General features: G+C 29.5%; 25 protein-coding genes. 4 read left to right on the top strand and 21 right to left on the bottom strand.

The window, feature by feature from the left end; translation table 11 throughout:
• Nucleotides 1–133: 133 nt before the first annotated feature.
• From CCE28_RS05345 to CCE28_RS05275, 15 genes are all read right to left on the bottom strand, one after another.
• Nucleotides 134–946 carry a metallophosphoesterase gene (locus CCE28_RS05345; RefSeq protein ID WP_095131727.1) on the bottom strand — a complete coding sequence of 271 codons (813 nt, stop codon included), beginning with the start codon at nucleotides 944–946 and terminating at the stop codon, nucleotides 134–136.
• A gap of 162 nt (nucleotides 947–1108) precedes the next feature.
• Nucleotides 1109–1552 (bottom strand): GNAT family N-acetyltransferase, encoded by a 444-nt coding sequence (locus CCE28_RS05340; protein ID WP_095131725.1) that lies wholly within the window; start codon nucleotides 1550–1552, stop codon nucleotides 1109–1111.
• 186 nt (nucleotides 1553–1738) lie between these two features.
• Complete coding sequence (locus CCE28_RS05335) at nucleotides 1739–2299, bottom strand: GrpB family protein (RefSeq protein ID WP_095131723.1); 561 nt, start codon at nucleotides 2297–2299, stop codon at nucleotides 1739–1741.
• Nucleotides 2300–2594: 295 nt separating this feature from the next.
• Entirely contained in the window at nucleotides 2595–3413 is an 819-nt protein-coding gene (locus CCE28_RS05330; protein WP_095131721.1) for a creatininase family protein, read from the bottom strand.
• A gap of 429 nt (nucleotides 3414–3842) precedes the next feature.
• Entirely contained in the window at nucleotides 3843–4544 is a 702-nt protein-coding gene (locus tag CCE28_RS05325) for a lysophospholipid acyltransferase family protein (RefSeq protein WP_095131719.1), read from the bottom strand.
• A gap of 494 nt (nucleotides 4545–5038) precedes the next feature.
• Nucleotides 5039–5653: a hypothetical protein gene (locus CCE28_RS05320; protein WP_095131717.1), complete on the bottom strand. Its 615-nt coding sequence runs from the start codon at nucleotides 5651–5653 to the stop codon at nucleotides 5039–5041.
• Nucleotides 5654–5805: 152 nt separating this feature from the next.
• Nucleotides 5806–6390: a tyrosine-type recombinase/integrase gene (locus CCE28_RS05315; RefSeq protein ID WP_242972909.1), complete on the bottom strand. Its 585-nt coding sequence runs from the start codon at nucleotides 6388–6390 to the stop codon at nucleotides 5806–5808.
• Between the two features lie 150 nt (nucleotides 6391–6540).
• Nucleotides 6541–7443: a PhzF family phenazine biosynthesis protein gene (locus CCE28_RS05310; RefSeq protein WP_095131713.1), complete on the bottom strand. Its 903-nt coding sequence runs from the start codon at nucleotides 7441–7443 to the stop codon at nucleotides 6541–6543.
• 25 nt (nucleotides 7444–7468) lie between these two features.
• A complete protein-coding gene (locus CCE28_RS05305; RefSeq protein WP_095131711.1) occupies nucleotides 7469–7984 on the bottom strand; it encodes a GNAT family N-acetyltransferase in 516 nt (171 codons plus the stop codon).
• Nucleotides 7985–8143: 159 nt separating this feature from the next.
• Nucleotides 8144–9022, bottom strand: a complete 879-nt coding sequence (locus CCE28_RS05300; protein WP_176461670.1) for a DUF4261 domain-containing protein — start codon at nucleotides 9020–9022, stop codon at nucleotides 8144–8146.
• Between the two features lie 218 nt (nucleotides 9023–9240).
• Nucleotides 9241–9915 carry a hypothetical protein gene (locus tag CCE28_RS05295; protein WP_095131706.1) on the bottom strand — a complete coding sequence of 225 codons (675 nt, stop codon included), beginning with the start codon at nucleotides 9913–9915 and terminating at the stop codon, nucleotides 9241–9243.
• 169 nt (nucleotides 9916–10084) lie between these two features.
• Entirely contained in the window at nucleotides 10085–10273 is a 189-nt protein-coding gene (locus CCE28_RS05290; RefSeq protein WP_095131704.1) for a hypothetical protein, read from the bottom strand.
• Nucleotides 10274–10315: 42 nt separating this feature from the next.
• Nucleotides 10316–10765 (bottom strand): DUF6882 domain-containing protein, encoded by a 450-nt coding sequence (locus tag CCE28_RS05285; RefSeq protein WP_095131702.1) that lies wholly within the window; start codon nucleotides 10763–10765, stop codon nucleotides 10316–10318.
• Between the two features lie 262 nt (nucleotides 10766–11027).
• A complete protein-coding gene (locus CCE28_RS22985; RefSeq protein ID WP_141228317.1) occupies nucleotides 11028–11219 on the bottom strand; it encodes a Tn3 family transposase in 192 nt (63 codons plus the stop codon).
• On the bottom strand, nucleotides 11206–12000 hold the full coding sequence (locus CCE28_RS05275; protein WP_242972908.1) for a DMT family transporter: 795 nt from the start codon (nucleotides 11998–12000) through the stop codon (nucleotides 11206–11208). Before CCE28_RS05275 ends, CCE28_RS22985 begins: the two co-directional genes overlap by 14 nt.
• A 496-nt stretch (nucleotides 12001–12496) precedes the next feature.
• Here CCE28_RS05275 and CCE28_RS05270 point away from each other — a divergent pair, with 496 nt between their 5' ends.
• Genes CCE28_RS05270 through CCE28_RS22980 form a run of 4 tightly spaced genes read left to right on the top strand, consistent with a single transcriptional unit; the run spans nucleotide 12497 to nucleotide 15367 of the window.
• Entirely contained in the window at nucleotides 12497–13777 is a 1281-nt protein-coding gene (locus CCE28_RS05270) for a methyl-accepting chemotaxis protein (protein WP_095131700.1), read from the top strand.
• A gap of 50 nt (nucleotides 13778–13827) precedes the next feature.
• Nucleotides 13828–15015, top strand: coding sequence for a MalY/PatB family protein (locus CCE28_RS05265; protein WP_176461669.1), 1188 nt, complete (start codon nucleotides 13828–13830; stop codon nucleotides 15013–15015).
• 43 nt (nucleotides 15016–15058) lie between these two features.
• Nucleotides 15059–15217: a hypothetical protein gene (locus CCE28_RS22130; RefSeq protein WP_176461668.1), complete on the top strand. Its 159-nt coding sequence runs from the start codon at nucleotides 15059–15061 to the stop codon at nucleotides 15215–15217.
• Nucleotides 15218–15241: 24 nt separating this feature from the next.
• Entirely contained in the window at nucleotides 15242–15367 is a 126-nt protein-coding gene (locus CCE28_RS22980) for an AbgT family transporter (RefSeq protein WP_141228316.1), read from the top strand.
• A gap of 59 nt (nucleotides 15368–15426) precedes the next feature.
• Here the strand turns inward: CCE28_RS22980 and CCE28_RS05260 are convergent, their stop codons facing one another.
• From CCE28_RS05260 to CCE28_RS05235, 6 genes are all read right to left on the bottom strand, one after another.
• On the bottom strand, nucleotides 15427–16122 hold the full coding sequence (locus CCE28_RS05260; RefSeq protein WP_095131697.1) for a hypothetical protein: 696 nt from the start codon (nucleotides 16120–16122) through the stop codon (nucleotides 15427–15429).
• A gap of 241 nt (nucleotides 16123–16363) precedes the next feature.
• On the bottom strand, nucleotides 16364–17326 hold the full coding sequence (locus CCE28_RS05255; RefSeq protein WP_095131695.1) for a V-type ATP synthase subunit I: 963 nt from the start codon (nucleotides 17324–17326) through the stop codon (nucleotides 16364–16366).
• A gap of 168 nt (nucleotides 17327–17494) precedes the next feature.
• Nucleotides 17495–19684: a tetratricopeptide repeat protein gene (locus tag CCE28_RS05250; protein ID WP_095131692.1), complete on the bottom strand. Its 2190-nt coding sequence runs from the start codon at nucleotides 19682–19684 to the stop codon at nucleotides 17495–17497.
• Nucleotides 19685–19855: 171 nt separating this feature from the next.
• Nucleotides 19856–22453: a hypothetical protein gene (locus CCE28_RS05245; protein WP_095131690.1), complete on the bottom strand. Its 2598-nt coding sequence runs from the start codon at nucleotides 22451–22453 to the stop codon at nucleotides 19856–19858.
• A gap of 168 nt (nucleotides 22454–22621) precedes the next feature.
• The gene (locus CCE28_RS05240) at nucleotides 22622–23419 is read right to left on the bottom strand and encodes a hypothetical protein (protein WP_095131688.1); all 798 of its coding nucleotides are present in this window, start codon (nucleotides 23417–23419) and stop codon (nucleotides 22622–22624) included.
• A gap of 150 nt (nucleotides 23420–23569) precedes the next feature.
• On the bottom strand, nucleotides 23570–23746 hold the full coding sequence (locus CCE28_RS05235; RefSeq protein ID WP_095131686.1) for an aspartyl-phosphate phosphatase Spo0E family protein: 177 nt from the start codon (nucleotides 23744–23746) through the stop codon (nucleotides 23570–23572).
• Nucleotides 23747–23753: the final 7 nt, after the last annotated feature.

Genomic DNA, 23753 nt, shown 5'->3' with positions numbered 1-23753 from the left:
CGTCCCTAGAATCTCCGTGGTCCTACATAGTTTTAGTAGGATGATGGAAAATCTATATTAGATGCCGTACGATAATGCTCTCCCCTATATTCTTTTACAAACTGTAAATTTGCATTTTTTATATGTTGTATTTTTATTCAATTATAATAGTAATGACTTCTGGTCTATTAAAAATTCTAAAAGGAAATATACTATTCCCTAATCCTCTACTAATTACTTGTATACTCCCATTTCCTTCGTGTATCCCTTCATAATATTTTGGATCAAATCCTTGTCCTGGAGAATACACACCACCAATAATAGGTAATCTCCACTGCCCCCCATGAGCATGCCCAGTTAATACTAAATCTACATCAAACCTACTAAGATTTTCATTCTCTAAGAAGTTTTCCGAATAATGATTAAGTATAATTCTGTACCCTTTTTCCGCTAAAAACTTCTCCATAACACCTTTTTTATTTCGATCCAATCCTAGAATATTGAAAGTATAACCTTTTAATTTAATCTTCTGATAATCTCCATCAAGAATATAAAAACGACCGTGTATCTCATGAAGATAATTCATTAACTCTTGATATTTACTTGAGTTATACTCATGATTACCTCTTATGTAGTATACAGGAGCAAATTGTGATAATTGTTCTAAAAATTGTGCACTTTCTTTAATATTCGTATTTCTATCCGCATCTATAAGATCACCTGTAAAAACAATTATTGCTGGGCTCTCTTTCATAATATTTTTAATAAGTTTTTTATTTCCTTTCCCAAACTGCTTTCCATGAAGATCTGACAAATGGACTATTTTTATGGGTGTATCTATCTTATCTGACGAAATATTATATCTAGTATTTTCAATCCAGTTATTAGATAAATATAAATAAAAACATATAAAAAATATTATTGCTACCATTAGCTTTTTATTTTTTGCTCTAATTATTTTTCTCATTGTTTTATCCCTTCTTTAGTATGGCCACTAACGTTTCTAGTATTGTCTTTATACTACACTCTTTTTGTAGTATAAAGACAATACAGTGTTAAGTGATGTTGTCTCTTTCAATACATTAATAACTATATGTATATAATAATCAAAATCTCAGCTCTGCTTTAATCATATGTCTTTTTCCATCATTGACATGAAATCAAGTCCACTAAATCCATTTTTTCTATAAAATTTATCTGTACTACAATCTTTTTCTGTAAATAAAATAAGAGTGTTTACTCCAAACTCTTTTACTCTTTCTTCTAATACTTTTAGTATCTTACTACCTATTCCCTTCCCTTGTAATTCATTAATCACATACATTTCTTTTAAATTAAAATGCATTCCTTCATACCACTGCTCACAGTTTCCAAAAGCTACACCTTTTATAACGTTTTCTTCCATATATTTAATTCCAACAGATTTAGGTGATACATATATATCATGTAGCCTATTGTATGCTGTTTCAATAGCCCACTTATCATTCCATGGTTCTGCATTAAATACACTAACATATAACTTAGCGCATTCTTTTAAATCCTTATCTTCTATCCTAAATACACCTGTTGCCATACTCTATCATCTCCTGTTGTTTATATTTATCAATTTTTCTTATACTTCTTTTTACCTACTATATAGACTATTTCACTTAACGTTTTAGCTATATTGTGACATTCCATATCTTTCTAGTGGAATGTATGCAAATAGTTTGTTATACGATGATACAGGCGTGTTTCAGGCTCCTAAATAACACTCAATCTATTCTTTCTTGTTTGCATTTTCAATGCGTAACAATGCCTCTTTACTCATTCCTTCTGCATGCAAAAATGATGCTATTAACTCACTTTTACCTTCTACGTACGAGTCAATATCATTTGGATATCGTTTGGCTAGTTCCTTCTTCAACGCTCCATATTTCTCTACAGCTTCCTTATTCTTTTTCAAATGATTTCTTAGTAGAAGATGATTATTTAGACTTTCACTACCTTTAATACATACGTATAAATTGTGCTGTATCCATGTTAATTGAGGATTACCTTTGTCATATAGGAATGCGTCTCTTCCTTCAATTCCCATATTACCTATATGCTCATATCCTACTTCTTCGAGCGCTTTTATTACTCTATGGGATTCTTTTTGTGTTTGTACAATGATATCAATATCTAATATTGGTTTAGCCTGTAGCCCTTCAACAGAAGTACTACCAACATGTTCAATTTCAACGTTCAGTTCTTTAAGAATTTTTGAATAAAATTCCTTTGCTTTTTTGAATTCTTTTTCCCATTTTGAATCATAAGGAACGACTTCGATTACTCTCATAATTTACTTGTATGATGAATATAAATAGTTCATCATACTCCCCTTTCTTTTACATATGTTTATTTCTATCTTCATCTGAATTTTCGCATAACGCTTCGAATTTCCGACGCCGAGACACTTAGCCAGACTTGGCTTAGTGTCTCAGGTGTAGCTTGGCTATCTTCTAAAGCTAAGCTGGATGGAAATTTTTCTATTATATGTAGTTTCAACCACTACACCTTGAATAATATCTGCTTAGGTTATCTTTTGACTATTTTCACAATATAAGAACTTTAGGAACTAGCTTAACTTAGTATTATGCTTTTACTATTCGTCTTAGTATTGCTTCAGATATTCTATAAGCATAATCATCAACATTTTTTTGAACATCAACATATTCAAAATCGGCAGGAGAACCTAAATAACCTTGGGAAGAAAGTTCTTTTATGTGACCACCAAACAACCAATCTCCACCATTGTTGTCATCTAAGGTAACCGGAGGTAAAGATTTTGCTTTTTCAACATCAACCAGAGTTGGGTAGAACTCATATATCATAGCTGTTTCAATATCGCCACCGTGCACATCAGGAATTTCTGTCTTGCTTACATTAATTGTTTGTGGTTTTATTGGGCATAAATAGGATTCCTCCAACTTTAGTCCAAAGTGTGGAAACCTCCACTCATCAAAAGCATAACAAGCGTTTATATGCAATTTCTCATAAGCTTCCCTGAAAGCTTCTATTATTGCTATGTTATGCTCAATATCTCCATGTGCATTAACACCAAAAACATTATTGAAACCAAACTCTGACAGTGATAATAAAATATCTGAAATCAATGCTTTCGCGGTCTCTTTTCGTATTTGGAAAGAACCTACAAACCCACCTGTCGATTGGCAAACACCCCAATAAAAAGGTGGGGCAATTACAACTTTATGTCCCTTTTCTTCAAGCTTTTCTTTTATAGCGAGGCAATAAATATGAGCAGTATAAATATCTGTTCCTAAACATAATTGTGGGCCATGCTCTTCAATGACTCCTAACGGTAACAAGACAAGTGCATTTTTATCAGCTAAGTTTTTTATTTCAGTCCACTTCATATTTGCCATTGTATCTTTGAAAATTCCATTAATCATAAAAATTCTCTCCTATATAGCTTTTTAATATTATTAAGTTCACACTTTTTTACAATTACATATAATACAAATGCTCTTAAAAACTATGAACGGTCTCTCTGTTTATCAAAATTACATATAACGGTCCTTGTTTACGATGTTTGCCAGCGTTACAGGTAGTGCTTGAATCTTAGATAGCTCCTATCTTAGGTTCAAGTGCTATCGACTCGGTTAGCCGGGGAATGTGTGAGGGCGACCTTTAAGGAATACTGCTTAGGAACGAACGTAAACATTTTGTTATGCGATGGAATGGATGGTCACCCTAAAGAAGTCCCCAGATTTTAATTCCTAATCCCCTTAATTATTTCGTTAACTTTATATTCTAGCTCATGTAATCCTTCTAATCTTAATACCCGACAAGGAATATTATCCAGCCTGTTTTCAGTCTACTTATTTATATACTCCTCTATAATTCTCAGGTAATAATTCTGCTATTTTCTTCATTATATATTTTGTGGCAAAATCTTCATATTCTTTTTTATCTTGCTCTTTTGCTCTCTTGGGAAATTCAAATTGTTTTCCAATGTTAATATGAACATCTGTATAATTAAAGGTTTCCGCACTCATATCTCCTTCTTTATTTATAGGTAACAGTTTTTCTGTCCCGTATAATCCAATAGGTACAATAGGTGTTCCTGTCATTCTTGCTATAAGAAGGATTCCTTTCTTTGCTTCTATCAAACTACCAACTCTACTTCTAGTTCCTTCTGGGAAAATCAATAAACTTTCCCCTTGCTTAACGAGCTTAATAATTTTCTTAAGACCCTTTTTATCAGCAGTATTAGGTTTTATATTTGTAGTCTTTATTACATTAACCCCTATACTTGTAACAGCACTATTTGACAGCTTTACACCTGCTACAAAAGTTGGATCAATCTCTTTTAAAGCCTTGTCTAAAACTAATCCATCAGAATTGCTTAAATGATTACATATAAAAATAGTTGGTGTTTTTATTCCCTTTAAGTTTTCACTTCCCTCTATGTTTATATTGGCATATTTTTTTAGGTATTTATCAACAACTTTTTTAGATATGTATGTGACAAATTTATCCGGTAAAATATTAATAATTTTTGCCATTGTAGTGGATATCATTTGCTTACTCCTCCCGAATGCTTCTATACTTGAAATTATGTATTGTAAAATAAGCTGATACTACTGATAATTTTGACCCCTTTGTTAAATTCTCTTTTAAAACATCTCCAAATATCTTGTGGTATCCACAAGTATATTACTAAATCAAAATAAGGAATGAACATATCTCTCCAATCAGTGAGTATCCATTGACCCTATTTGTCCAACTGTTCCTTTAGAAGTTTCTGAACATAGCCTAATCATTTGGATAATTCCCCACCTAATGTAGTGGTTCCTGAACCAGAAGCTCCCAGTATGTGTATATGACTAATCATTAAAAATTGCTCCTCTCAGCTTTAAATTCTTCAAAGGACTACCTTAATCCAAATCCAACCATTCTTTCATATAACGGTCTTGCTATATTGCGACAGTTCACATGGCTTTTGTGAACTGTCGCAATATAGCATATTACACGATGTACTACCCATTAGCTAAGTGAACATATTTTATTCACTTTATTTATTCCAATGCTTCAATCCCCATTTAAAACTTATGTCACTAGCTACTATAAAATTTTTACATTGTGAAAATTCATCTTCCATAAAAAATATTATACTTTTATCTTCATTATTTTTTATGAAGTCTGGTAACTCTTTAATATTATCATTTGTTCCGATTATTTTTATAAAATCAAATGAGGTATATGTGGGGCATGATATAAATTCAACACCATGAAGTACTATTTCAACTTCATAGTAATAAGATAAATCAAAACTCCCTACAATATGTAAGTTCTCTGAATCTATTTTATAGATATAATAGTCAGAGATATTAGTCTGTTGTATTTTTTTACTAAAATTATCTATCTTACAGTTTATTTGATACTTTACCATTTGTTTAGCATTACCACATAATTTATTAATTTCATAATATCTTTTCTCACCTTTAAAATTCAGAATTGCATTTTCAATATCTTCTAATATATTTGTAACATCATTATAATACATAGATTTTTCATAATTCTTATATTCCTTTTTTATCTCCTTTATATCATCTACATCTATATGTTTTCTATTAAAATCTATGTGGTTAAATCTACTCATTGTAAACACAAAAATGTTGTTTTCCATATATCCTCACTTCCTTCTTTTAACCAACAGTACCTATTAAAAGCATGTTGTGTAACGTACTCGTATTGTGGCCGTCATATATATTCTTTATATGATGACCACAATACATTGTTATATAATGACTATTCAATATATATTAAAATCATAATCCATTAAACTATTGCGTTTCTAAAAAAATCTGATAATTTTTCTGCTACCAATGACATACCTTCTTTAAGAATCAAATCAGTATCTTCTCCAAAATCATGGAAAACTCTAAAAACAGGTGGATTATCGCCCTGGTTTATTGGTATAAAAAAAGGATCTCCGGACCCTGACGAGCAACTAGCAATACACATATATCCTCTTTCTAAAATTGCACATCTGAGATCTGTACCGCCTTCTAGCAGATGTGTAGCAAATGAATGCCTTAATATATGAACAGTTGCATTCTTCTTTATCTTGGCTTTCTCACATGCTCTTTTAAATATCTTCTGAACTGACCTATCATGGAGATGTTCGCCTTCATTTCCACCTGGAAAAAGCCAGTCCTTTGGTCTATATTCCTTTGCATATTGCCTAAGGATTTTAAGTGCTGTATCTGATAATACGGTATACCTATACTTTCTCCCCTTTGCCTGTTTTATATGAATCATCATCCTCTTGCTATCTATATCATCAACTTTTAATATAATAACTTCTCCTAATATAAGACCTGCTGAATATATTACAAATAATATGGCTGTTTCCCTCTTCAATATTCATCATAATCCTTCTTTCTAATTATACTATTTTTGTATTTTTATGGAAATTCATTTCTCGTTTATCCTAACGTAAGCTGGCATTCATTTTGTGTTTTTAAATAAAAAAATACTACTAGGACTCCTAGTAGCTAATTTTATCTTTATTTATTCAATATTACATTCCCCTTTTATCATAACTCTCCCTGTTCCCCCTACTAAGACTCTCATATTATTACCTTCCTCCCTAGTAGTACATGTTTCAATTACGCAAGGCATATTTACGATTGTACCCTGTTCTGCTTTTAACCTTATTTCTCTTTCGTTGGGATATTTATTTTTTAATATATATGCACTTACTGCTGAATTACCTATTCCACAGCCTGGGTCTTCTATTCCATTTCGTGGGCATATGTTTCTTGTATGTATATTGGATTTTCCATCATAGGTTTCAAAGGTAAATACTTGTGCTTCACTCATATTTACTCTACTACAAAGTTCTTTTAACTCGTTAATATTTCTTTTTACTTTCATTAAGGCATCCATTGACTTTACAGGAACTACTATATGTCCCAGTCCTGTATGAACTGGCTCAATGGGTAAGTCTTCAATGAAATCATCCACATTTACACCAAGTACTTGTGCAACTTCATGTCTATCTATAATCTCTTGGTAAAAGACTGGTTTTGATGATTCCATCATAACTATAGTTTCGTCATTATCTTTATGTACTTTTATCTCTTGTAAGCCTGCCTTTGTTTTAATTATGTAATTAGATTTATTAGAAATATGTATCTTCCCTGAAGCTTCAAGGGCAATAAATGCGGCAACAGTAGGATGTCCTGCTATGGGTACTTCTTTAATAGGAGTAAAGTATCTTAGTTCAAAATCATATTCCTTTTTATTATCTGGTTCCATAATAAATACAGTCTCTACTAAATTCATTTGGCGGGCAATTGCCTGCATTTTTTTTTCATCTATTTCATTACCTTCCACAAATATGGCCGCTGGGTTACCTTCAAATGATTTTTTTGCAAAACTATTTACTACGTAAAATTCTTTTGTCTTCATATGTTAATCCCCTTATGTTTATATATTAAAGTTCAATCCAATATCTTTGAATTATTTCTCCATCTTTATGAACTTCATTTTCTAAAACTCCACCATTATTCATAATTGTTTTGGCAGAACCTATATTATTCTTATCACAACATATTAATACTTTATCTATTCCAAGGTCCTTTGATATGGCTAAGCCTAAGGATAACATTAATGATGCATAACCTTTTTTTCTCTCTGATGTACGAATTCCGTAACCAATATGTCCACCAAAGTTAAATAAATAATCATTTAAATAATGTCTAATATTTATTGCTCCTATAATTCTTTTATCTTCTGAAACTAGGAAGTATGTATGTGCGGTCACTAGATGGGATGGGCAAGTATCCTTATTCTCTATTTTATATGTATAATCTAGCCATCCTTCATAATCCATATCCAATGGTTCTACAGAGTAAGGAATCATATCTTCACCACTTTTTTGCCACTCATTAATGTAATCATAATATTCTTCTTTCATTTCCATATTAGGTCTTATTAGTTCAAGTTTCATATTTATCACCCCATTTTTTATATTATTGTGATTGGTCATAATATAAATATTATTTTATCGACCTATACTATAGCCTTATATTCTTCAAAATTTTTACATTTTCCTTATTAAGAATAATGATAACAGAAAAAGCAAGCTCTATAAAGCTTGCTCTAATATTTAATATGAATTTATATCATTAGGATTTATCCTTTCTATGACTAAAGTTCCTAATGGTCCCTCTATATATTCTTTTTCCTCAGTAACCTTTTCAAATTTCAGGTAAACATCCTCTTTTATTTGTAGTGTATGTCCTACTTCCACATTAACCTTGTTCTCATATATATAATAGAATATGTTATTAAATATTTCGTTTACTTCTGACGCCTTTGACATATCTCCTTTATATGCAAAATCATTTACACCAAAGATATGATTACCCTTTGTAAACATCCATGTGCCCGATTCTGTTGGCATCTTAACTAGGTTAGTCCATAGCAATAATGGTGGTACATTTCTACATTCTTCTAACATGCCTTCATTCATTAAATCATCAATAACATAAGCTAGATTGCAAGTCCAAGCATCTTCATTAATTAACCCTATCAAACCATTTTCCATAAAGGCATAAGCTACCTTATATAAGGCTATATATTTTTCTATAGGATCTGAATTTTTACCATGGTAGTAGCATATTATATGTGCTTTATGATTCCTCATAACTTCCTTTTCATCCGGTTTCCAGTATGAGCAATTTACTGTATGATTAATTGTATTACTTGGTAATGGTCCATTAAATCCTACTAGCTTAATTTTATGATCATCAAATTCTATAACGGATAATATATTCTCTCCATCATTTAGTTCCTTATCTAGTGTAATGTGAACAGAACCCTTTAATGATTCTATTTCTTCTATTCTTTTACCTACAACTTCACTATCTATTATAGGTAATTCATTAAATATTAAGGATATGGCAGGTTGGCTATCTTCTATTACTTTTTCACTTTCTTTAACTCTTTTCTTCCTTTTACCAAAGAACTTTTCCAGTAACCCCATTTTGTCTCCCCCTGTGTACTTGGTTGTATTCATCCATACATATATTACCATATATTATTTACAAAAATATACTTATAAATCATACATAGTACTTTAGTACTATAATGTGATTCATTTTAATATTCTATATCATGCCTACATCTATAATTTTTATTATATATATTATGAAAAACTAAAAAATCCCTATTTGGGATTTTCTAGTTTAATTAATCATTTTATTATTGAGCTCTTCTTGCGCCTCTTTCTCCTTTAGCTCCTCTTTCAAATGTCTTTCCTTCTTCTATAGCTTGAATCATCTTTTCTGCTTTTTCTTGTTCTAACTTACCTTCTTCTACTAAATCATTGATTTTTTCTATTTTCTCTTCTTTAGATAACTCTCTGAAATCTTCTCCAAATACTCCAGGTCTTTTTCCATGATCTTTACGACCTTCTTTGAATCTCTTTACAAAGTCTTCATCTAATTTACCTTCGTCTATTAGCTCTTGAATTTTTTCTTGTCTTTCTTCTTTAGATAGATCTTTTAATCCTTTTAATTCTTCCCTTTGCTCTATTCTCTTTACAATATCATCATATCTATCTTCATCTATCTTACCTTCATCTACTAGGTCTTTAACTTTATCAATTTTCTCTTCCATCGATAAATCTCTCATGTCACCAAGATATTCTCTTTCATCTACTCTATCCATCATCTCTTTAGCTTGTTCTGCTGTTATCTTTCCTTCTTCTTGTAATTTTTCAATTCTCTCTACAGCCTTTTCCTTATCAAATTCCTTTACTATTCCTGGTCTTTGTTTAGTTCCTTCTCTCTTTATGTATTCTGTATTATCTGCAAATGCAGCTCCTGTTGAAAGTAACATTGTTCCTATTAAAGCTAATCCTATTAATTTTTTCATTTTTATCTCTCCTCTTTAATAATTTTCTTTTTATTTTATTTTTATTTTATTTTTGTTTTGTTTCCCTTGCCTGTAACTATATTATAGTAATTAAATGTGAGGATTTTATGTGCTTTAATTGAACATTTAAAGAAAAAAGCTACTAATTTTAGTAGCTTTTATTATATATTCATTTTTCTTTATTTCTCTCATACTCTTTTTGTGCAAAAACTAAGCTATTACCAAAAGCTAAACCTATTGCCATATAAAAGTAACCACTTAATCCTCTTATACCTGCGCCTTCTTTTATGCCCATTTCAGTTAATATAATCAAGATTACCATTAATAAAGAACATATTAGAAATTGTTTTATAAACAACTTTATAAATACTTCCTTAAAATGTGAGTGCTTTTTTCATGATTATCTTTCCATTAATGCTAAAAATAAATGACTTTTTTCTCCTGGTATCTTATACATGCCTAAGGCATTTAAATGATTTACGCTTATGGCAGTTATTTCATAGGCTGTATTTTCATCACACTCAAAGGCTTCCATTTCAAATGCGTCATATCCAGTAAATTCTTTTAATTTTTTTAGTTCTTCAGAATCTTGCCTTATATCACTAGTAAAGCTATCATTTGCCCAACCCCACATCCAAGTATCCTTTTCGTGGGCCCATGTTCCAATGCACACGATTCTAAATTCTAGTTCTACTTTTCCATTGTTCTTAAACTGCAAAGTCATAGAATTTTGATTAAACCAATAACTTTCATATGTTCCTATGTTGTAATTATTAAATAAATTCTGTTGTTTATTTTCTAATTCTTCATATGATTTATCTAAAAATTTTTCAAATTCCTCATTTGTCATAAGTAACACCTCTCAATTATTTTTTTCCTACTCTATTTCAAACACATTTCGCCAATCTATACTTTATTTCCTTTATATAAATTTATATTTTAAGTATATGTGATATTATTTAATACATTTTATCCCATATACTTTGGTTCTTAATAGATCTTCCTCTAGGACCTGGTTCTCCAGTTTTATTATATATATTATTAAAAACAAAAAAATCCCCATTAGGGATTTTCTAGTTTAATTGGACATTTAAAGAAAAAAGCTACTAATTTTAGTAGCTTTTTTTGTATTTAGAAAGATTTATATGTTCCCATCCAAGTGGGTAATATGTTTTAATAAATTTAATTGCTCTGGCCAAAGCATTCATAGCTTCACCTTTATTTAGCCCCCTATGCATACGCCTCCGAAGAGCTTCGTTAGAAATATAATCTAGGATAAAAATAGTTTTCTCATTGGGACTCATTTCTCTTATTTGAATAATAATTTATAAAGCCCCCTATAAATATTAACCCTCCACCTACAATGCTTAATACATCCGGAATTTCTGACCGAATTATGAAACCTATTATTGTAGAAAATATTATATTTGAATAGCTATATATAGCCAATTCTCCAGCGGGAGCATATCTATAGGCATGGGTCATTAAAAACTGTGCAGATGTAGCAAATATTGAAAGACCTAACAAGCCTAATATTTCTGTACTTATAGGTATAGTAAATTGACCAAGTACTAAAAATGGTAGCATACTTACAGTAGAGATGAAAGAAACATATAAAATTATAGTTTCTGGTAAATCAGTATGTCTTAGATGTCTAATAATAGTGTAAGCACTGCCTGCGAAAAATGCTGACAATAAAGCAATAATTGATGGTAACATAGAAATATTAAACTCTGGTTTTATGACAAATCCTGCACCTAATATGGATAACATCAAAGCAATTGATTGAACCTTTCTTATCTTCTCCCCTAAAAATATAGCAGAAATAACAACAACAAAGAAAGGAGATATCTTGTTTAAAATAACTGCATCAGCAAGGGGTATCTTAGATAAAGCGTAGAAATAACAAGCTATCCCCATTAATCCTAAGCCACTTCGTAGAATAAGAAATCTTTTATTATTTCCTAAAATAGATTGTTTCTTTTTTAAAAGCATATAGCTTGCAATAAATATACCTAAAAGATTCCTAAAAAAAATTTTTTCTACAACTGGTATATTAGCTAATGACTTAACCGTAGCAGCCATTAATGCAAAAAAAGTGAAGACAATAGAATGAGAATTATTCCTTTTGATCTATCTTCCATAATGCACCTCCAAAGTTAGTATTATATCTAAGGTTAATATTAATAGAATAGGCACATCAATTATTAATTTAATTATAAGCACTTATTTTAACTGTTTGCTAATAGATTCATTATAGATTTATATAACAAAAAAGAAAAGTAGGTACTTTTAAGTAACTAATTACTTAAAAGTACCTGTTTTTTTCTTTTTTACTCATCATAAAACCTTCTGTTTTTAATATTTACATAAGTTTACTGTGGCCATTTGGTAACTAGTAACTTTAAAGTAAGTACTTCCAATAATTCTTATATGAAATATAATAAACACATAATCAATCAAACTTGTCAAACAACTAAAAAATATTAAAGGTGCAAAGATAGTAGTAGCTAATATGATAGGCCGGAGAGTTGAGTATAGTGTAAAAAATGAAAAAACGATACCGTAAGGAGGAGTTGAGATGCATCATTTAATAAAAATAAAGAATAGAATATTATTTTTATTTATAATAATATTTTCATCTTTGATTTTACAGGGCCTCTGTATGTTAACACAAATGGAAGGAAACAATATTTTTAATCCTAATGTGCTATTAAGTTCAACAATATTAATGACTTTAATAAGTATGGTTATGCTGTTAGGTATATTAAAATCTATAGCTAATCCAATAAATAAAGTAAATAACCTACTAAAAGATACTTTAAAGGGAGATTTAACTAAAAGAATTAATATTACAACTAACAATGAAGTAGGAGAATTATCAAACTCCATTAATTTATTTCTTAATGGAATAGAAGAATTAATATTAAAAATAAAGAATCAAATTCATACTTTAGCAATATCAACTAATCAAGTGTCTGTAGCTACTACCCAGGCTACTCAAGGAATTGAAGATATCTCTAATGAACTAAGTGAAGTATCACTTTGTTTCCATAATAATGCTAGAAATGTAGAAAAAGCTACAATAGAAATTAAAGAAATGATAAATAACATAGTATTTATCTCACAAAAATTAGATGTTGCTTCTGAAAGTAGTAAGGGCATTCTAACTGCAGTAAATATTGGAGTAGAAAATATAAATGAAATTGTAGAAGTAAATAATGAAGTAAAACAATCTACTAAAGAAGTTTATGATTCTATAAAAGAGCTTAAAAAATCGTCTGTTCATATTGGCAAGATAGTTTCAATAATAACTAATATTTCAGAACAGACCAATTTACTTGCACTAAATGCAACTATTGAATCTGCAAGAGCAGGACAATATGGAAAAGGGTTTGCTGTAGTAGCAGAAGAAGTTAGAAGGTTATCGGAAGAAAGCAAAGAATCTGCAGATACAATTAGTTCATTGATAAAAGAAATTCAAGAAAAAGCTAATTATGCTGATTTAGCCATAACAAAAGAGCAACAACTAGTAGAGACCAGCGTTGAAAAAATAAATAATATAGATGAACAATTTGAAAATATATTAGACCGTATAGTAAAAATAACAGAAGAAATTAAATCAATATCCAATTCATCTAGGGAACAATCAGTAATTGCTGAGGATATGACAAATTTAATGAATGAAATATTAGGAAATACTCAGAAAAATGATAATTCAATATATAAAATAAATGGAGTAATAGAGAATCAAGTAAGCATCTATCAAGAAATTGGGTCAAGTATAGACGAGCTAGAAAAATTTGCATCCAGCTTAACAGATAAAACAAATAAATGGGAATGTAGTTGTTCAGCAAATTAGATTTAGATATTAATTCATTAGTATATCAATTGATGGAAAGGAGTTTTGTTATGAAATATGATTTTAATTCAGTAATTGACAGACGTGTTGTTCCAACTGAAAAATGGAGTAAGGAAAAATTGAAAACCTATTTTGGAAGTGATGATCTATTACCTCTATGGGTTGCTGATATGGATTTTAAAGTATCCGATTCATTAATATCTGATTTAGTTAAAAGAGCAGAACATGGAATATTTGGATATGAGTATAAACCTGCTTCTCACCATAAGGCCATTATAAATTGGTTTGAAAAACGACATAATTGGAGATTTAATCAGAATGATTTATTCTATGCACCTAGTATTTTATCAGCCCTATCTATTCTCATAGATTTATTGACAGAAGTTAATGACCAAATCATTATACAGACACCAGTTTATTATCCATTTTCAAAAATTATTAAATCTCATAAAAGAGTTCCTATAAAAAACTCTTTAAGATTAGTGGATGGAAAATATGAAATTGATTTTGAAGATCTTGAGGAAAAGGCTAAGGATCCCAAAACGAAAGTAATCATCATAGCAAACCCACATAATCCTGTTGGAAGAGTATGGACAAGAGACGAGCTAAAAAAAATGGGAGATATTTGTGTAAAACATGGCGTATTAATAATATCTGATGAGATTCATTGCGATATAGTATATAAAAATTATAAATATACTCCTATGGCGTCCATTTCAGAAGAAATTGCAAATATCACTATGACATGTTTATCACCTGGTAAAACTTTCAATATATCTAGTTTATCTACTGCTGCTGTTGTGATTTCTAACAAAGATATTTCGGAAAAATATAAAAACTTTGTAGACAAATATTATATTAATCAGAATAATGCCTTTTCTTCAGTAGCATTCCAATCCGTCTATACTAAGGGCGAAGAATGGTTTGAACAATTTTTAGCTTATTTAGAAGGTAACTTAAAATTCTTAAAGAGTTATTTAAAGGATAATGCGCCCATTATTGACATAATTGAACCTGAGGGAACTTATTTAGTGTGGTTAGACATTAGAAAATTAGATATGGATGCAAAAAAATTACAGAAGTTTATTATTCATGAAGCAAAATTAGCTTTTGATTTTGGACATTGGTTTGGTAGAGAAGGTGCGGGTTTTATAAGAATTAACATTGCTTGTCCAAGGGAAACATTAAAGACAGCTTTAATTAGATTAAAGTCGGCTATTGAACATGGCAATTATTAAAGTAATTTGTTAATTTAAAAAAGTACTAGAAGGGGGATATATTATGAAAAATTCTAATGATTCTTATGGAATAGATCGCATAAAAGAAAAAGAAAAATTAGAAAATGAAAGAATGAAAAAAATGGAAGATGCAATAGAAGAAATAGTAAATGAATTAAGGAATATTGGAGAGAAATTTGAAAAAATCGAGAAAAAGATTTAAGGATAATAAAAAAAATTGCAATAAATGGTAACTCTCATAGCCAATATACTTCCTTATACTATAGCCTTCTTCATATTGTGGTCTATCCAAATAGTTATTTGGTTCTTAATAGGTCTTCTTTTAGGACCTGGTTCTCCAGTTTTATTATAAATATTATTCAAAACTAAAAAATCCCCATTTGGGATTTTTTAGTTTAAGTAATTATTTTATTATTTATCTCTTCTTGGTCCTCTTTCCAACATTTTTCCATCTTCTATAGCTTTGATCATCTTTTCTGCTTTTTCTTCTTCTAACTTACCTTCGTCTACTAGATCATTTATTCTTTCTATTTTCTCTTCTTTAGATAAATCTTTGAAATCTTCTCCTAATGCTCCAGGTCTTTTTCCAGGACCTTCATTTTCTCCATGGTCTCCTCGACCTTCATGATTTCTTGGATCTTCTTTAAATCTCTTTACAAAGTCTTCATCTAATTTGCCTTCATCTATTAACTCTTGAATTTTTTCTTCTCTTTCTTCTTTAGATAGATCTTTTAATCCTTTTAATACTTCCCTTTGTTCTATTTCTTTTACAATATCATCATATCTATCTTCATCTATCTTTCCTTCGTCTACTAGGTCTTTAACTTTCTCAATCTTTTCTTCCATAGATAGCTGTCTAAAATCTTCTCCAAAATATTGTTTTTCATCTACTCTATCCATCATCTCTTTAGCTTCTTCTGCTGTTATCTTTCCTTCTTCTTGTAATTTTTCGATTCTCTCTATGGCCTTTTCCTTATCGAATTCCTTTACTATTCCTGGTCTTTTTTTGAATCCTTCTTTCTTTATGGCTTCTGTACTATCTGCAAATGCAGCTCCTGTTGAAAGTAACATTGTTCCTATTAAAGCTAATCCTATTAATTTTTTCATTTTAATCTCTCCTCTTTAATAATTTTATTTTTATTTTAGTTTTTATTTTCTTTTCCTTGCCTGTAACTATATTATAGAAATTAAATATGAGGATTTTGTGTGGTTTAATTGAACATTTAAAGAAAATTTTTCTTTTATTTAAACATTTTCCCTATGAAATCTGTTTTCCAATTTTACTATAATTATTATTAAAAACTAAAAAATCCCCAATGGGGATTTTTTAATATAAGTAATTATTTTATTATTGAGCTCTTCTTTGTCCTCTTTGTCCTTTTTCAAATGTTTTTCCTTCTTCTATAGCTTGAATCATCTTTTCTGCTCTCTCTTGGTCTAATTTACCTTCTTCTACTAAATCATTAATTTTTTCTATTTTCTCTTCTTTAGATAACTCTCTGAAATCTTCTCCTAGTGCTCCAGGTCTTTTCTCATGACCTCTATGGCCACCTTTACCTTCTTTGAATTTCTTTACAAAGTCTTCATCTAATTTACCTTCGTCTATTAGTTCCTGAATTTTTTCTTTTCTTTCTTCTTCAGATAGATCTTTTAATCCTTTTAGTTCTTCCATTTGTTCTATTCTTTTTACAATATCATCATATTTATCTGCATCTATTTTTCCTTCATCTACTAAGTCTTTAATTCTCTCTATTTTTTCTTCTTTAGATAATTTTCTGAAATCTTCTCCAAATTCTTCATGTCTTTTTCCATTACCACCATGACCTCTATGGCCACCTTTACGTTCTTTTAATTTTTCTACAAAGTCTTCATCTAATTTACCTTCATCTATTAACTCTTGAATTTTTTCTTCTCTTTCTTCCTTAGATAGATCTTTTAATCCTTTTAATTCTTCCATTTGCTCTATTCTTTTTACAATATCATCATATCTATCTTCATCTATCTTACCTTCGTCTACTAGATCTTTAACTCTCTCAATCTTTTCTTCCATAGATAATTCTCTGAAATCTTCTCCAAGATATTCTCTTTCATCTACTCTATCCATCATCTCTTTAGCTTGCTCTGCTGTTATCTTTCCTTCTTCTTGTAATTTTTCGATTCTCTCTACAGCCTTTTCCTTATCGAATTCCTTTACTATTCCTGGTCTTTTTTTCAATCCCTCTTTCTTTATAGCTTCTGTATTATCCGCAAATGAAGCTCCTGTTGAAAGTAACATTGTTCCTATTAAAGCTATTCCTATAAATTTTTTCATTCTAATCTCTCCTCTTTAATAATTTTCTTTTTATTTTATTTTGTTATTTTCATTTTGTTTGCCTTGCCTGTAACTATATTATAGGAATTAAATGTGAGGATTTTATGAGCTTTAATTGAATATTTAAAGAAAAAACTCTTCTGATTTAAAAATCAGAAGAGTTTTTATTTAATTAACATATTTAAAATAGTCTTCCTTTGTAGGTCCTGATACTTTTATATCTGGTTCTATACCTACTCCTAATACATTTTTATCTCCCACATACCATTTGTGATTTACTATGGCTAATAATATATGTTTCTTTTTATGGTTATACACAACTTGACCTACACCCTTACCGAATGTCTTTTCACCTATAATAGTTACATTTTCTAATTTGTCTTTTAATCCCAATGTTAATAATTCTGCTGCACTAGCTGTATCTTTATCTACAAATACATATATTTTTTCAAATTTAGTTTGAGCTGCATCTGACTTGTATTCGGATTTTTTATTATTTCTATCTACAGTACTACTCACAATACATTCTGGTAATAATGTATCTAATATGATATTGGCACTTTCAGTAGTACCTCCCGTATTATAACGTAGATCTATTATTAATTTTTTATTTTCTGGATTATCTATAGAGTCTATGAACTTTATAAATTGTTCATCCGTATTTAAATAAAAATTATCTATTTTAACATAATATTTATCCTTATCTGCCCAGGTAAAAATTTCACTTTCTTCTTCTTCCTTTTCCACATAGTCATAGTTTTTGCCATAAATACTATATGTGAAAATATCGTCTTCCTTTTTCAATTCATTTAATAATTTATCCACATTCCCATTGCTTAAATTTTTTTTATCTAAGTAGTCTTTTATTTCATTATTATAGTCTTTTAATTCTCCATAATATAAATATTCTTCTTTAAACAATTCATCTATTAAATTTACTATAGGTTTATCCATATCCTCTAAATACTCTTTTACAAACAAGCTGTTAGGATCCATTGGATCTATTTTTAATGCCTTATTAGCAAAATTTCTAGCATTATTAAAGTCATCTAAATAAAAATAACTCATACTTATTGAACTTAAAACCATACTATTTTCAGGATCTATACTATATATATTTTTGTATTCATCTATGGCCTCATCATACTTCAATAGTTGAAAATAACTATTTCCTAGATACAAAGAGATACCATAATTGTTCTCAAACATCTCTTCATATTTTAATCCAGATTCTATTACCTTTTCATATCTTTTGTTTAAATAAAGGGCTGCTAATTTTCCTTCATAGGCACTTTCAAAATTAGGCTGTATATTTATAGATTTATTAAAAAATTCTATAGCCTTCACATAATCTTGTCTAGTAATTTCCACATCTCCTAATAGGGTATAACCAGCATAACTATTAGGATTTACCCTTATGGCTTTTTCCCCATGTTGGGAGGCCTTTTCCAACTGTCCTAACTCTCTATAGGTATAACCTATGGCAATATGGTAATATTCATTTTCATTATCCTTTTGGGTAGCCCTTGTAAAATAGTTTAATGCTTCTTCAAATCTACCTTTACTATAAGCCATTCTTCCCATGTCATATTCTAAATTCCCTTTTTCAGAGAATTTTTCAATATAATCATCATAAAACTCTTTAATTTTATCATAATTACCTATGGTCTTTAGAACTTCTGCCTTATCATAATATATATTATGATTGTCAGGATAAGTTTTCATCAAATAGTTTATATATATAAGGGCGTCCTTTTCCTTATTATCATACAAATAACAATATACTTTAAACAAATTGGTATTAATACTATCCTTATTATATTCTAAGTATTTATTGAAGGCATTTAGGGCTTTTTTGTATTCTCCCTTTTCATAATAACACCTTCCTATTCCAAAATAGGCCTCGTAATATTCCGTTGTCATCTCTGCTGCTTTTTTATAGTAACCTAGGGCCGTATCAACGTCACCTAGTTCAAAATAGGTCTTTGCCCCATTAAAATATTCCACATCATCATTAGGTAAAATTCTTAGAGATTCTTTTATATATCGAACACTCTTTTCATACTCACCTAATTCGTAGTATGCCCAACTTAAATTATTAAGAGGTGCATCCCACAGTTCATCATCTTTTTCATATATTTTATTAGGATTCTTTAAAAAATCATCCTCATATTTTGGTGATGCTTTTAATGACTTTTCAAAATACCCTATTGCTTCCTCATACTTTTCTTTATCCATTAATTCTAATCCAGTTTTATTATAAGTGTGCGTTAGATTAGATATGGCATTAGTAATATTAGTACTTAAAAGAATTGTTATAACTACTACTAAAAATATGCTTTTTCTTTTATTTGACACCCATGTCACTCCTTCAGCTCATTTGCTTCTATTTTGCATGTAAGACCATTATATCTTAAATTGAAAATATTGTAAGTATTTTAGTGCAAATAAATAGTTACAATAAAGTTAAAACCTAGCTGTTTAATAGCTAGGTTTAAAAAGCCCCTTAATTCTTTCATACAACTTGTATTAATCTCCATCATAAAAATTAAGTATCTTCTTTATTCTCAAATTGTCTAATTCATATACACTTATATTCATGTTGTGTCCTCTAGCCACTGTTATAATCTCAATTTTTGAATCTCCATTTAAATCTGCAAAGTAAATTTTATATTCAGTAGAATAAACTATATCTAGAATTATATACTCTACAAATAGCGGGTTTCCATTCTTTTCTATATAAAGTTGTAACTTTTTGGCCTTTTCTCCATCATTGCTTGTTAGAGAAACTTCCTCTATATATATCTTTTCCTTTTCCCCATCATTATCTAAATCTACTAAATAGGATTTATATATGTCTAACTCTTCTATGTTCCTTGGTATGCCAGTCCATTCTCCATTTATACCAATTATGAAATCTCCCCTATTTTCTATTATGGTAGGAATCTTTACACTAAGTATAGATTCTCCACTGGCCTGTGATATGTATAGGGTAGGACTATCTCCCATTACTTTTCCTATTTCTTCACCTTTAAAATAGAACTTATATTGTTCCCTTCCCCTTACTAATTGAGTGTCCACATAATCTTCTTCTATAAAGTCTGTAGGCATTTTAAAGTCATATATACTGTACCAATTTCCATCTTTAGACCCTCCAAGGACACGGGCCTTAGAGAAAACTCCATCCTTATCTTTAAACACAAACAATATAGGGTGGAATTCATTTATGGCATTTTTCCCTGATTCATCTAGTTCCACCACATTATATTCATTTTCCACATGATAGGTGGATCTATATCCATTAGGATCATTATATTCTATAGTTTCATCATCTATCCAAACAGGTTCAGCTTCTTTTCCTCTTATAGTATTTATTAGTTTATTTTCTTTACTATTTAAGTCATACAAATATATATTTACTGGTTTATTAGCTTTACGAAAGTCTTCCGCTGAATCAACAGCAAACATGAGTGGGTAGTCACTATAAACCAGCTTTTCCGTATTCATATTTAAATCATATTCAGAATTCAAACTTAAAGATGATGTATCATACTCATTTACCTTTAAGTTATCGCCGTCTATTTTATAAAATACATCTCCAATAACTCCTGGTGCACCTTTTTCTAACCATAAAATATTATCTTTCCATCCTACAAACTCTACAAATTCATTCTCATCTTCAAGTTTAAATATTTCTTTATACCTTTTTACTACATTCCCATTGTTTTTCATAAGTACTATAGTTTCATTAGAATTTACTGCTCCATAATCCTCATTAGGTGCTATAGTGTATACAAAATTATTTTGTGAATATATTTCATCTTTATTTCCCTTGTAATCATATTTTACTAGTACTTTTTTAGCACTCTCTCCGCTACCTACTGTCTTTATAAAGTATATATGGTCACCAAAGGAAGTTATTTTTGCGTGTTCCTTCACTTCTATCTCTTTACTGAGGTCTTCCCTATTTTCTAACCTATTAAGACTTGTTATTTTTAACATACCCTCTTCAAATCTTTTATATAAGACTTTATTTTCACCATACTTAGCAATATCTTTAATGTGATTTATTTCTTCCTTTGAAATTCCTAATTCCTTTCTTTTACTATTACCCATTTTCATTAAAGAGTTATAGTCATAGAATTGGCCCTTTCTAAATAGTCCGTATCCACCTTTAAAGTCAGTATCTTCAAATAAATACTTACCTTCTTTAGAAGTGAATAACCCATCTAAAAAGTGTTCTATTTCCCCGGAAAAGGTATATTCATTTTTTTCAAGTAGTGGTAAATAAACTAATAGTATTCTTTTAGTAATACTATCTTCCCCATTTAAATACTTTTCCTTATAACTTTTTAATGCTTCCTTGTTAATTTTCTCATCATTATACTCAAAGGTAGGTGTATTATCTAGACCATAGAAATACATTCTTAAATAAAATTCATATTTTCTTACCATCTCTTCTTTATGTTTACTATTTAGATAATTTTTTATAAACTCCTCAATTAATCCTATTCTGTCGTACAATTCATTAAAGGATATTAATAGGGCTGCATCGGATACATCCTTTTTTTCTACTAGTTTTTGCTTTATTGATATATAAGATTTCATCTCTTCACTTATATATTCATTATATTTATCTATCCAATGAAGCTCATCTACAAAATATATTTCTCCTTCATCACTGACAGGTTTACAGCCTCTACTTTCTAATTTAGCTATGAATCTATCTATCATCACATCTCCCGTTTTGTCATATGTACTATTGAATATGACAGATTGTCCATTTTCATTTAATCTAAGTAGCCTTTCTTGAAATGACTTTGCATTATATCCATCTTCAAAAACTATTTTTATGTAGGTTTGTCTATATCCTATTAATTTTTCTATTATTTCATCTGCTTCTTCCTTTGAAACTGACTCAATATTTTCATCTACAAATTCAAATATTTCATCATGATACTTTTCTTCCTCTATCATCTTATCCAATTGACCTACAACTGTATTCTCATCCCTTTTAACTTCTTTAGTAGTTTGTGAATTATTTGTACTAACCTCTTTCTTCTTATCTCCACAACCACTAAGAGCAACTACAAATATTAGTATGAATAGGCATAATATCCTTCTCATTCTCATTCCCCCTTATTTCTATACATACCTCTAAAAAAAATTATAAAACCATTTATTTTCTTATTATTATAGATTATAATAGACCTTTTAATAATATATTGTTGAAATTTGTAGTAAATAGAGAAAAAATAGGAGATAATCTCAAGATTATCTCCTATTTTTTCTCTATTATTGAATCTTAACTTCTTCTTTTATTAATACTATCTTCTTAGGGTCTATTTCCGCTGGATAAATTTCTCTTATCACTTCTGGATATACGGTTATTTTATCTTCTACTTTTAAATCTGAATGGTTAAAGTTTAGTACTGTACTTCCTAATACGTATACTTTATATTCATTTCCATTGGAATCCACCGTATTAACTTTCATTATTCCCGTTTCATCCAGTCTATTTATCCCCTTAACTACTAGATCAATTTTAGAATCTTCATTGTAAAATTGTACAAGCCCCTTTTGATCTCCAAACTCTAGATATTCCACTGTTATTTTTTCACCTATTTCTAAGTAAATATCCTTATAAGCGTTAAACTTCATAACCCCATCTTTAGTATTTATTTCAAAGAATTGTTTATCTACAGATTTTACTGTTCCCTCTATAGTTTCTATTATTTGTCCCATATTCGTATGTCTTATACTAAAGTCCTTAATCTTATATCTATCTAATTTATAACTGTCTTCTCCTAATTTAACTACGCCTACAGTTTCTCCTAGATAGAAATCCGTCATACTATGCTTATCTACTTTAAATACTTCTGCTATATCACCTGTTAGTACATGAACGGCATTTTCTTCAAATTCAATTATTTCTCCTACTGTATAATACTCTTTCATCTCATCCGTTATAGCCTTATCTTCACCAACTATTACCTTAGATTGTGTTGTTCCTCTATCTTGAGCATTTGAAGCACATCCTATAAGGCTTACTCCTATGATTAATGTTAACAATATGCTTAAATATTTTTTCATTTCAATCGCCTCCTATATAATACTAGACGGCCATATTTTTATTTTGTTCCATTAGCTCTTATATTTTTTATTTTTATTTCTAGACCTGTCCTCTAGTAAATATTTGTAAAGTTTTTTATTTTTTTACATAAATATAAAAAACTTTCGCTACTAAGAGCGAAAGCCTAAATTGTTAATTAATTTATCATATCTATTTAACACTCTATCTAGTTTTTGACTTGTCTCTATAATTTGTGGTTCCATAAGTTCTGTCTTTTCCTTAATCAAACCATTCAATTGTCCTCTGAGTTCTTCTAATTCATATATGATCTGTTCCACCTGATTCATATTTTGT

It is taken from the genome of Anaeromicrobium sediminis (assembly GCF_002270055.1).
Lineage (GTDB): Bacteria > Bacillota > Clostridia > Peptostreptococcales > Thermotaleaceae > Anaeromicrobium > Anaeromicrobium sediminis.
This window is presented reverse-complemented; position numbering and strand designations above follow the sequence as displayed.